This window comes from Curtobacterium sp. NPDC092190, assembly GCF_044755625.1.
Lineage (GTDB): Bacteria > Actinomycetota > Actinomycetes > Actinomycetales > Microbacteriaceae > Curtobacterium.
Window position 1 is genome coordinate 643,657 of record NZ_JBIVRJ010000002.1, and the last position, 11,029, is coordinate 654,685.

Below are 11,029 nucleotides of genomic sequence, written 5' to 3' on the forward strand. Positions count from 1 at the left end.
TGCTGACAGGATGTCCTCGTGAGCGTGTGGGACGGCCTGACCGGACAGGACGACGCCGTCGCGGCCCTGCGCAGTGCGGCCGAGGCTCCCGACGGGACCGGCGGCATGACCCACTCGTGGTTGATCACCGGGCCGCCCGGGTCCGGACGGTCGAACGTCGCCACCGCCTTCGCTGCCGCCCTGGTCGGTGCCGGAGCGGACGATGACCACGCCCTGCGGCAGATCACCGCGCGCACGCACCCCGACGTGTCGGTGCTCACCACCCAACGCGTCATCATCACGATCGACGAGATCCGGCAGCTGGTGACGTCGTCGTACTACTCGCCCTCGGTCGGTCGGTACCGCGTGGTGATCATCGAGGACGCCGACCGCATGACGGAGCGCACCTCCAACCTGCTGCTCAAGGCGCTCGAGGAGCCGCCGGAGCGGACGGTGTGGATCCTGTGCGCGCCGAGCGAGGCGGACCTGCTGCCGACGATCCGGTCCCGCGTGCGCTCGGTGCGGCTCCGAGTGCCCGACGTCGCGTCCGTCGCGGAGCTCATCGTCGCCAGGACCGGGGTCGACCGGGCCCTCGCGACCGATGCCGCGCGGCAGGCGCAGAGCCACATCGGGATGGCGCAGCGACTGGCGACGACCGAGGACGCCCGTGCACGCCGACGCCGGACACTCGAGACCGTGCTCGGGGTGCGCTCGGTCGGCGACGCCGTGATGGCCGCCGCCGAGCTCCTGGCGGTCGCCGACGAGGACGCCAAGGCGATCACGCAGCAGCGGGACGGCGAGGAGCGGGACGCAGCCCTGCGATCGCTCGGCGTGGAGCCGGGCGGCACCGTGCCACCGGCACTGCGGTCGCAGCTGCGAGCGCTGGAGGAGGACCAGAAGCGTCGGGCGACCCGCAGCCTGCGCGACGGACTCGACCGGATCCTCGTCGACGTCTCGTCGCTGTACCGCGACCTGCTCCTGCTCGGCCTCGGTGCACCGGCAGAGCCGGTGAACCTGTCGATGCGCGACCAGCTGGACCGGGCGCTCGAGGTGGTGCCGCCGTCCGCGGCGCTCGAGGTGCTCGACGCGGTGTCGCTCGCCCGGTCGCGGATCGCGGCGAACGTCGCGGCACTGCTCGCGCTCGAGGCGCTGCTCGTGACCGTGGCCCGCGCGACCCGCTGACCCGGGTCGGCCGCCGACCCGCCCGTTCCGCTGACCCGCGTGGCCCGCGCGACCCGCTGCCCCGCGCTGGCCCGCGCGACCCGGACCGCCGTGACACCGGACCCCTGGCGACGGGGGTCGCGGGGTGGGCGTGCGCCGAGCCTCCCGGCCGGTCAGCCTCCACCCACCCGACCCTGCGCGACCCCGCAGCCGATCGCCCCGACCACCGTGAGAAGATCGCGACATGCCCGAAGCCGCACCCGGACTGCGTGAGCGCAAGCGCCGCGCCACCCGCCTCGCGATCCAGCAGGCCGCCCTGCGGATCGCACTCGACTCCGGCTGGCCCGCCGTCACCGTCGACGAGATCGCCCGACGAGCGGACGTGTCCCCACGGACGTTCTTCAACTACTTCCCGAGCAAGGAACAGGCGCTCCTGGGCGACGACCCGACGCTGCCGACGGGACCGGCGCTCGACACCTTCCGCGCCGGGGGGCCGAGCGGCGAGCTCCTGTCCGACCTCGGCACCCTGCTCGTGCACGCGACGGGCGAGCTGGTGGAGGAACGCGGGCTGCTCGCGGAACGGCAGCAGGTGCTCCGCGCCGCTCCGGAGCTGTTCACGCGGCGGATGGCCTCGATGAAGGAGTTCCAGGCCGAGATCGAGGAGGCCGTTGCGGGGCGGCTCGCGGGCACGGAACCGGACCTCGCGTCGGACCCGGACGCCCTGCGGCGCCGCGCCCGGCTCGCGTCGGTGGTGGCGCTGGCAGCGCTCCGACACGCCTGGTGGGAGTGGTCCGACGGGGCCACCGAGACGCAGCTGACCGAGGAGCTCCAGCGGTCGTTCGACGAACTCGGCGCGCTCGTTTCGCGTTCGCTCGTCTGAACCTGTATAGTCATTGCTCGTGCCGCTCCGGGAACGGAGCGTCCGCCGCCTTAGCTCAGTCGGCAGAGCGATTCACTCGTAATGAATAGGTCGTCGGTTCGATTCCGACAGGCGGCTCGACACCGGAACCCCCGGTCGGACAGTGTCCGACCGGGGGTTCCGTCGTTGCCGAGCGGTCCGGCTAGGGCAGGTAGTAGGTCGGGTTCGGCAGCTTGATGCTCCGGTCCGACGACCCGCCGAGCAGGTCGCTGTACTGGTCGCCGAGGTTCGCGACCACGTCGTACCCGCCTCCGGCAGGGGACTCGATGTGCGCCCGGGTCTGCGCCTTGTACTCGACCGTCGTGCACTTCGCGGCGGCGCAGGTGACGTACGACGGCTGCTGGGAGCTGCCGGTGCCGGTCCACTTCGTGTAGTAGGTCCGGTTCCCGTCGGTGGTCGCGGCGAACTGCGGGTAGCCGACGGCGTGCAGGTTCGCGATGGTGGCGTCCTGCTGCGCCTCGTTCCGACCGGTCACGCCGATCACGGTGCAGCCCGCCTGCTGCGCTGCGGCGACGAGCGTCGGCATGCCCGGCGACGCGGGGAAGCGCTGGTCCTGCACCCACTCGTCCTGCAGTGCGGGATCGAACACGAAGTGCATCGCGGCGACCTCCATGTCGTAGGTCCACAGCGTCGTGTCGTCGGCGTCCAGGACGATCGCCGGGTTGCGGTGCTGCTGTCGGGCGACGGCGCACTGCCGGGCGATCGCGGGGGCCTGCCGTGCCACGAGCCGGGCCGTCTCGCGGACGTAGGGGGAGTCGGTGCGGTTCGCGAGTCCGGTGCCGGGGTCGCCGTAGTAGGTGGCGATGGTCTTCTTGACGGAGTCGATGTTCGGGATGCCCTCGCCGCCCCGCGTTGCGCCGGAGGAGCCGTCGGCGGCCATCGTGAAGTGGGTCCTCGGGGCGAGGCGCGGTTCGCGCACGCCGCGCAGGTCCGCCGAGGGCAGGTAGTACGTGGGGTTCGGCAGCTTCAGCGTCCGGTCGGCGTACCCGCCCTGCAGGTCGCTCCACTGGTCACCGACGTTGAGTGCGATGTCGTAGCCGAGGTCCTGCTCGATGTGCTTCCGGGTGAGTGCCTTGTACTCGACGGTGGTGCACTTCGCGGCTGCGCAGGTGATCCAGGACGGCTGCTGGGACGCGCCGGTCCCCGTCCACTTCGTGAAGAAGTGGTCCTCGGAGAAGGCCGTGTAGCCGACCTTCGCCAGGTTCTGCACGGTCGCCGTCTTCTGGTCGTCGGTGCGGCCGGTCAGGCCGAACACGGTGAAGCCCATCGCCTGCGCGCGGTTCACGAAGCCGACCATGGACGGGGTCGCGGGGAACCGTTGGTCCTGCACCCACTCGTCCTGGCGCGCGGGGTCGAAGACGAAGTGCATGTCCGCGACCTCCATGTCGTAGGTCCACAGCGTGGTGTCGTCGGCGTCGAGGACGATCGCCGGGCGCTGCCCGTGCCGGACGGCGCGGTCGTGGATGCGGCGGAGCTGGCGTGTCTCGCGGTCGACGATCGACCGCACCTCGCGGACGTAGGGGGAGTCGGTTCGGTTCGCGAGTCCGGTGCCGGGGTCGCCGTAGTAGGTGGCGATGGTCTTCTTGACGGAGTCGATGTTCGGGATGCCCTCGCCGCCCTCGGTGGCGCCGGAGGAGCCGTCCGCGGCCATCGTGAAGTGCGTCCTCGGGGTGAGCGAGGAGTCGGGGCCGTGAGCGGGCGGCGTCCAGCCGTGCGCGTCGGCCGGCGCCGCGGTGAGGACGGTGGACACGACGAGGAGTGCCGCGCTCGTGGCGACGGCGGTGCGGAGGGATCGGCGCATGGAGACCTGGTGACCTTCGAGTCGGGGACCGCCCCCGATCGGGGGACAGCAGCACGCTAGTTGTCGGTCAGCCGAGTGGTCCATGTGGGTCCGTACAGGTGACCGCCGCGTCGTCGCCCGGCGACCGGCTGGTAGACAGGTGGCATGACGGTTCGCTGGGGAGTCATCGGTACGGGCGGCATCGCCCACTCGTTCGTGGCGGACTGCACCGCCGCGGGGATCGACTTCGTCGCGGTGGGGAGCCGCACGCGCGAGTCCGCCGAAGCCTTCGCCGCCGAGCACGGCATCGCCCGCGCGCACGGCTCCTACGCGGACCTGGTCGCCGACCCGGACGTCGACGCCGTCTACGTCGCCACACCGCACTCGCGTCACGCCGAGGACGCCCTGCTCGCGATCGACGCCGGCAAGCACGTCCTGGTCGAGAAGGCGTTCACCATCACCGCGGCCGAGGCGCGTCGGGTGGTCGACGCCGCCCGCCGCGCCGACGTCGCCGTGACCGAGGCGATGTGGACCCGCTTCCTGCCGCAGATGCGGATGATCCGCGAGATCGTGGCAGAGGGGCGCATCGGACGCCCGCGCCTGGTCGAGGCCACCCACCACCAGGCCCTGCCCAGCGATCCCCGCCACCGGCTGAACGACCCGGCGCTCGGCGGCGGCGCGATCCTCGACCTCGGCGTGTACCCGATCTCGTTCGCGGTGGACGTGCTCGGTGTGCCGACGGCGGTCACCGCCGCCGGCACGCTGAGCGACCAGGGCGTCGACACCCAGATGGGCCTGGTGCTCACCCACGAGGGCGGTGCCCAGTCGATGATCCACTTCAGCCTGGACCTGCGGAGCCCGAACACCGCGTCGATCATCGGCGAGGACGGGCGCATCGACCTCGACGACACCTGGTACACGCCCACCACGTGGCGGCTCCGTGACCGCGACGGCACGGTCCTCGAGGAGTTCGACTCGCGCGAGGAGCTCGCCGGCTACGCCCACGAGGCGCGTGCGTTCGAGGCGATGGTCACCTCCGGGACGCACGAGGGTGGCCCGATGGACCCCGAGGAGACGATCGCGATCACGGCCGTCATGGACGAGGCCCGTCGGCAGGTGGGCGTCCGCTACGCGGCCGACGACGACGGATCGGACGCGCCGTCGGACGACTGACGTGCGCCGGCGGGTGCGCCGGCGACCGATCCGGTCTGGAGGCTCCTCCCGCGGTTCCGTAGGATCGGTCGCGATGTCCGACCAGCAGCCCACGTCGAAGTCCGTCCCGGCACGCCTCCGCGGCGCCGTCGGGTCCCTGCGCCGCTCCGCGGCTCGCCGACCGGTCCCGTGGATCGCCGGTGGTCTCGTCGGTGTCCTCCTGCTGGGCTCGGGCGCCTCGGTCGCCGTGGCTGCCGCGACGATGCCGTCCCGCCCGTCCGCGGCGACGCGGTCGGCCGCCGCGACGCCCGCGCCGTCGGACACGCCCCGGAGCTCCGCGACACCGAGTGCGACGCCGACGGACGAGTCCCGCTCGGTGCCGGACGACGCCGCCGGCCCGTCGGCCCTGCGGACCTGCACGATCGACGCCGCGGCCTCGGCAGCCGGCCTCGGGTCCTTCGAGGGCTTCGTCATGGACGCGGAGTCCGGGGAGACGCTGTTCTCGCGGAACGGGGAGGAGGCGGCACAGACCGGCAGCGTGATGAAGACGCTGACGAGCGCCACGGCCCTCGCGGTCCTCGGCGGCGACCACCGCATCCCGACCACGGTGACGAAGGAGGCCGACGGCACCGTCGCGCTCGTCGGTCACGGCGATGCGACGCTCTCGGCCGGCAACGGCAAGGTGTACCCGGGCGCGCCGACCCTCGCGCAGCTCGCACAGCAGGTGAAGGCGGCCCTCGGTGACGCCCCGGTGACGACGATCGTCGCCGACGACAGCTACTGGGACGACGCCGACGCGTGGGACCCGACCTGGCCGGAGAGCGAGCGCACCATCGGGTACCAGCCCCGGGTCACCGCGCTCATGGTCGACGGCGACCGGGCGAACCCGGCCGCTGCGACCTCGCCCCGCTCCACCGACCCGGTCGGTCGCGCCGGAGCAGCCTTCCGCACGGCACTGGCGAACGCGGGCGTCGCAGGAGCCGGGAACGCGCAGGTGGTGCAGCGCGCGACCACGAGCACGGACCAGATCGCCTCGGTCTCCTCGCAGCCGGTGTCGACGCTGATCGGGCAGATGATCCCGAACTCCGACAACACCCTGGCCGAGATGCTGGCGCGCGTCTCGTCGAAGGAGTCCGGTGCAGGCGGGTCGGCGGCGTCGCTGACCGGCGTCTACCAGAAGGCACTCGCCGGCTACGGCGTCGATCCCGCGGGCATCACGATCAAGGACGGCTCGGGGGAGAGCGCGGCGAACGCGGTGTCGCCGTCCTTCGTCGCCCACCTCATGGTCGCGGTCGCCGCGGGCGAGAAGGGCCTCGGCGTGCTGTCCGGGGCGCTCCCCGTCGCTGGCGTCTCCGGCACCCTGTCGAGCCGGTTCACGGGGGAGAACGCGGTGGCGCGCGGCAAGGTGCACGCGAAGACCGGGTGGATCGACAGCGCGAACACGCTCGGCGGGTACATCGACGCGGCGGACGGCCGACGCCTCACCTTCGCGTTCTACGCGATCGGGTCCCCGCGTGCCGCGGCACTGCCGGCGCTCGACGCCGTCACCGCGGCGACGTACCGGTGCGGTGGGAGCCTGACCTCGTCCTGACGTCCACGAAGCCGCAGGGTGCCGGGTGCAGGATGGATGCATGGCCAGGGCACTGCTCGTCGTCGACGTCCAGAACGACTTCACGGAGGGCGGCGCGCTCGGTGTGACCGGGGGCGCGGCCGTCGCGGAGCGCATCAGCGCGTTCCTCCGTCGGCACGCGGACGAGTACGACCTCATCGTCGGCTCCCGTGACTGGCACCACGGCGACGACGACAACGGCGGACACTTCGCCGGACCCGAGGGGCCGGACTTCGTGGACACGTGGCCGGTGCACTGCGTCGGCGGCACGCCCGGTGCGGCGTACCACCCGGACCTCGACACGAGCGTCATCGACGTCGACGTGTTCAAGGGGCGGGGCCGGCCGGACTACTCGGCGTTCCAGGCGAGCACGGACGACGGCACCGCGCTGCCGGACCTCCTCGCCGACCGTCGGGTGACGACGGTGGACATCGTCGGCATCGCCACCGACCACTGCGTGCGCGCCACGGCGCTCGACGCGCGGGCCGCCGGGTACGACGTCGCCGTCTACGACGACCTCGTGGCCGGGGTGGACCCGGACCGCAGCGCACGGGCCCTGGACGAGATCAGCGCGGTCGGCGGGCACGTCGACCACAGCGACATGGACGAGGGGCTCGCGAACCCCGGAGGAGCAGTACTGTGACCGCACCCACCACCACGACCAGCGGACCCACCCCGGCCGGCCCGACCACCACCGTCTCGGACGACCACGTCGCCGTCGCAGACGTCCCCACCGGACTCCTCATCGGCGGCTCCTGGCGCGCCGCGAGCGGCGGCGCGACCTTCCCCGTCCGCGACCCCAGCACGGGCGAGGTCCTCGCCGAGGTCGCCGACGCGACGCCCGAGGACGGCATCGCCGCCCTCGACGCCGCCGTGGCCGCGCAGGAGGCCTGGGCCTCGACCGCGCCGCGGCGACGGTCGGACATCCTCCGCCGGGCGTTCGACCTGGCCCACGAGCACGAGGACGACCTCGCCGCCCTGATGACGCTCGAGATGGGCAAGCCCCTCGCCGAGTCCCGGGGCGAGGTCGCCTACGGCAGCGAGTTCCTCCGGTGGTTCTCGGAGGAGGCCGTCCGCATCTCGGGTGACTACCGCACCAACCCGGAGGGCACCGGACGCGGCATCGTGCTCCGACGCCCCGTCGGTCCCGTCTACGCGATCACGCCGTGGAACTTCCCCCTCGCGATGGCGACGCGCAAGATCGGCCCGGCACTCGCGGCCGGCTGCACGGTCGTGCTGAAGCCGGCGGACCTCACGCCGCTCACGACGCTCTTCCTGGTCGAGTTGTTCCGCCGCGCCGGGCTGCCCGACGGGGTGCTCAACGTGGTGCCCTCGCGCGATGCGAAGGCGCTGTCGGAGCCGATCATCGCCGACCGCCGACTGCGCAAGCTCACCTTCACCGGTTCGACGCCGGTCGGATCGGCACTCCTCAAGCAGGCCGCCGACAACGTCCTCAAGACGAGCATGGAGCTCGGCGGCAACGCTCCGCTCCTCGTCTTCGACGACGCCGACCTCGACGAGGCGGTCACGGCGGCGATGCAGGCGAAGTTCCGCAACGTCGGCGAGGCCTGCACGGCGGCGAACCGCTTCTTCGTGCAGGAGGGCATCGCCGAGGCCTTCACCGCGGCGCTCACCGCGAAGGTCGACGGACTGCGGATCGGCCGGGGCACCGAGGACGGGACCACCATCGGTCCGCTCATCGACGACCGTGCCGTGGACAAGGCCGCCGGGCTCGTCGACGACGCCGTGCAGCGGGGTGCCCGACTCGTGACCGGCGGGGAGCGGGTCGACCGTCCGGGCACGTTCTACGCACCGACGGTGCTCGACGAGGTCCCGCCGGGGTCGGACATCCTCACCACCGAGATCTTCGGGCCGGTCGTGTCGATCACGCGGTTCGCCACCGAGGAGGAGGGCATCCGCCTCGCGAACGACACCGAGTACGGGCTCGTCGCGTACGCGTTCACGACCGACCTCCGGCGCGGTCAGCGGCTCGCCGAGCGTCTCGAGACGGGCATGCTCGGGCTGAACACGGGCGTCGTGTCGAACGCGGCGTTCCCGTTCGGCGGGGTCAAGTCCTCGGGGCTCGGCCGCGAGGGTTCGCACGAGGGCCTCGAGGAGTACCTGGAGTCGGTCTACGTCCTCACGCCGGACCCCTTCGCCGCCTGACCTCCCCTCACCACGCAACGTGGGCGGTCCCGCGCAGCGATATACCGCTGCGCGAGACCGCCCACGTTGCGTTCCGCGGGATCGACGTCAGACGAGCAGCTGGTGCTTGGCGAGGTCCCGGTAGAGCGGGGTGGACTGCACGAGCTCCGAGTGCGTGCCCGTGCCGACGACCCGGCCGTGCTCGAGCACGACGATGACGTCGGAGTCGACGACGGTCGACAGCCGGTGGGCGATGACGAGCAGCGTCCGGTCGGCCGCGACGGCGTCGATCGCGAGCCGCATCTTCTGCTCGTTCACCCCGTCGAGCGAGGACGTCGACTCGTCGAGCAGCAGGATCGGGGGCGCGGCGAGCAGCGCTCGGGCGATCGCGAGCCGTTGCCGCTCACCACCGGACAGCATGACGCCGTCCTCACCGACCTGGGCGTCGAGCCCGCGGGGGTCGCGGTGCAGCACGTCGCCGAGGTTGACGGCCTCGAGCACCCGGACGCACTCGGCCTCGGACGCGTCGGGGGAGCCGAGCAGCAGGTTCGCCCGGATGGTGCCGGCGAGCACGGGGGCGTCCTGCTCGACGTACCCGATCTGCGCGCGGAGCTCGGCGCGGTCGAGCCCGCGGACGTCGACGCCGCCGAGCCGGATCACGCCCGAGGTCGGGTCGTAGAAGCGCTCGATGAGCGCGAGCGTCGTGGACTTGCCGGCCCCGGAGGGACCGACCAGCGCCACTCGCGCGCCGCGGGGCACGCGGAACGACACGTCGTCCAGCACCACGTCCTCGGCGGAGGGTGCGGCGTCGACGGCACCCGAGCCTCCCGACCGGTCCGTCGCGCTGCCCGCGCCCGTCGCGCCGTCCGCGCCCGACGCATCCGCAGCCCGCGCGTAGCGGAACGTCACGTGCTCGAACGCGATCGCGTCGTCGGTCTCCGTCGCCGCGGCGACCCGGACGGCACCGTCGTCCTGGTCCTCCGTCGGCAGGTGCAGGATCTCCTCGATGCGGCCGAGGGCGCCGAGTGCCTGCGCGACCGCGACGGCCGCACCGAGGGCCTGCCCGAGCGGCATGACCATCATGAAGAGCAGCAGGATGAAGGTGATCAGCGTGGCGATGGTGATCTGCCCCGCGGCGACCTGTGCACCCCCGACCCCGAGCACGGCGATGAACGCGACCTGCATCACGATGCTCGCGACCGGCACCACGAACGCCGACATCTTCGCGATGTCCAGGCCGCGGCGGTAGGCCTCGGTGGCGTGTCCGTCGACCTCGGCGACCTCGCGGCCGGTGGCCCCGGCGGCTCGGATCGTGCGGACGGCACCGATGCCCCGCTCGACCGCCGCGGTCAGGTCGCCGACCTTCTCCTGGGCACGCTTCGACGCGACGCGGATGCGTCGGCTGAGCCCGCCGACGACGACGATCGCGACGAGGACGATGACGACGGTGATGCCGAGGAGCAGGGGGTCGATGACCGCCATCGCGATGATCGCGCCGACGAACGTCAGGGCGCCACCGATCGACTCGATGAGCCCCTGCGTGAGCACGGCGCGCAGGAGCGTCGTGTCGCTGCCGACGCGGGACACGAGGTCGCCGGTGCGGCGGGTGTCGAACTCCGAGATCGGCAGGTTGAGGATCCGCGCGATGAGCTTGCGGCGGGTCGAGAGCACCACGCCCTCACCGGCGCGCTGGAGCAGGAAGTGCTGCACGCCGTTCAGGACGCCCGAGACGAGCACGAGGGCGACGAGCGCCCAGACCAGGATCGAGAGCGTCTCGCCGTGCTGCACGGCGGTGACGACCTGGTTGACGAGCAACGGCTGCGCGAGCGACGCGCCGGCTCCGAGGACGCTCAGCACGATGATCACGGCCATCGCGGGCTTGTTCTCGAACAGGTAGGTCAGCAGGCGGCCGAAGCTCGCCCGTGGGCCCTCGGACGGCTTGCGGCGTGCGGAGAAGAGGCTCATCGTTCCTGGTTCCTGCCGCCCGTGCGGGGTGTGCTGGCGGCCGTCGTCCATCTTCGCACCGTCCCGTGGGAGCGTGGTGCGCGGCGTTGTGTCGGTTGTCCCGCCGTTGAACGACATCCCCGCTGTCGGACGACGTCGGGGGTGTCGTCCCACAGCGGCAGCACGCGCAGGCGACATCGCGCGCGCGACCCTGGACGCGACGGACGGGAGGCGCGGGGGCGGGCCCGCCCCCCCCCCCCCCGCCCGCGGGGGGGGGGGGGGGGGGGCCCCCGGCCGCCCCCCCCCCCCGCCCGCGCCGCGTGCGGCGGCCCCGCTGCGG

Annotated in this window: 8 protein-coding genes and 1 tRNA gene; 7 read left to right on the forward strand and 2 right to left on the reverse strand. The window is 72.8% G+C overall.

Features of this window, described 5'->3' with window-relative positions:
- Positions 1-18: 18 nt before the first annotated feature.
- The 3 genes from ACIQFY_RS07260 to ACIQFY_RS07270 all read left to right on the forward strand — a co-directional run bounded on the left by ACIQFY_RS07260 (position 19) and on the right by ACIQFY_RS07270 (position 2,137).
- Positions 19-1,161 (forward strand): DNA polymerase III subunit delta', encoded by a 1,143-nt coding sequence (locus ACIQFY_RS07260; RefSeq protein WP_400339048.1) that lies wholly within the window; start codon positions 19-21, stop codon positions 1,159-1,161.
- Positions 1,162-1,384: 223 nt separating this feature from the next.
- On the forward strand, positions 1,385-2,020 hold the full coding sequence (locus tag ACIQFY_RS07265) for a TetR family transcriptional regulator (protein ID WP_326495481.1): 636 nt from the start codon (positions 1,385-1,387) through the stop codon (positions 2,018-2,020).
- Positions 2,021-2,064: 44 nt separating this feature from the next.
- Positions 2,065-2,137: transfer RNA gene (locus tag ACIQFY_RS07270), tRNA-Thr, on the forward strand.
- 64 nt (positions 2,138-2,201) lie between these two features.
- Here ACIQFY_RS07270 and ACIQFY_RS07275 read toward each other — a convergent pair.
- The gene (locus ACIQFY_RS07275; protein WP_400339051.1) at positions 2,202-3,860 is read right to left on the reverse strand and encodes an HAD family acid phosphatase; all 1,659 of its coding nucleotides are present in this window, start codon (positions 3,858-3,860) and stop codon (positions 2,202-2,204) included.
- Between the two features lie 144 nt (positions 3,861-4,004).
- On the opposite strand from ACIQFY_RS07275, the gene ACIQFY_RS07280 reads away from it, so the two are divergent.
- The 4 genes from ACIQFY_RS07280 to ACIQFY_RS07295 all read left to right on the forward strand — a co-directional run bounded on the left by ACIQFY_RS07280 (position 4,005) and on the right by ACIQFY_RS07295 (position 8,766).
- The gene (locus ACIQFY_RS07280) at positions 4,005-5,012 is read left to right on the forward strand and encodes a Gfo/Idh/MocA family protein (protein ID WP_400339054.1); all 1,008 of its coding nucleotides are present in this window, start codon (positions 4,005-4,007) and stop codon (positions 5,010-5,012) included.
- A gap of 73 nt (positions 5,013-5,085) precedes the next feature.
- Positions 5,086-6,582, forward strand: coding sequence for a D-alanyl-D-alanine carboxypeptidase/D-alanyl-D-alanine-endopeptidase (gene dacB / locus ACIQFY_RS07285; RefSeq protein WP_400339056.1), 1,497 nt, complete (start codon positions 5,086-5,088; stop codon positions 6,580-6,582).
- A 40-nt stretch (positions 6,583-6,622) separates the two neighbouring features.
- The gene (locus ACIQFY_RS07290) at positions 6,623-7,243 is read left to right on the forward strand and encodes an isochorismatase family protein (RefSeq protein ID WP_066655131.1); all 621 of its coding nucleotides are present in this window, start codon (positions 6,623-6,625) and stop codon (positions 7,241-7,243) included.
- 101 nt (positions 7,244-7,344) lie between these two features.
- Positions 7,345-8,766 carry an NAD-dependent succinate-semialdehyde dehydrogenase gene (locus tag ACIQFY_RS07295; RefSeq protein WP_066658430.1) on the forward strand — a complete coding sequence of 474 codons (1,422 nt, stop codon included), beginning with the start codon at positions 7,345-7,347 and terminating at the stop codon, positions 8,764-8,766.
- 87 nt (positions 8,767-8,853) lie between these two features.
- Here ACIQFY_RS07295 and ACIQFY_RS07300 read toward each other — a convergent pair whose 3' ends face one another.
- Positions 8,854-10,710, reverse strand: coding sequence for an ABC transporter ATP-binding protein (locus ACIQFY_RS07300; RefSeq protein ID WP_400339058.1), 1,857 nt, complete (start codon positions 10,708-10,710; stop codon positions 8,854-8,856).
- Positions 10,711-11,029 lie beyond the last annotated feature (319 nt).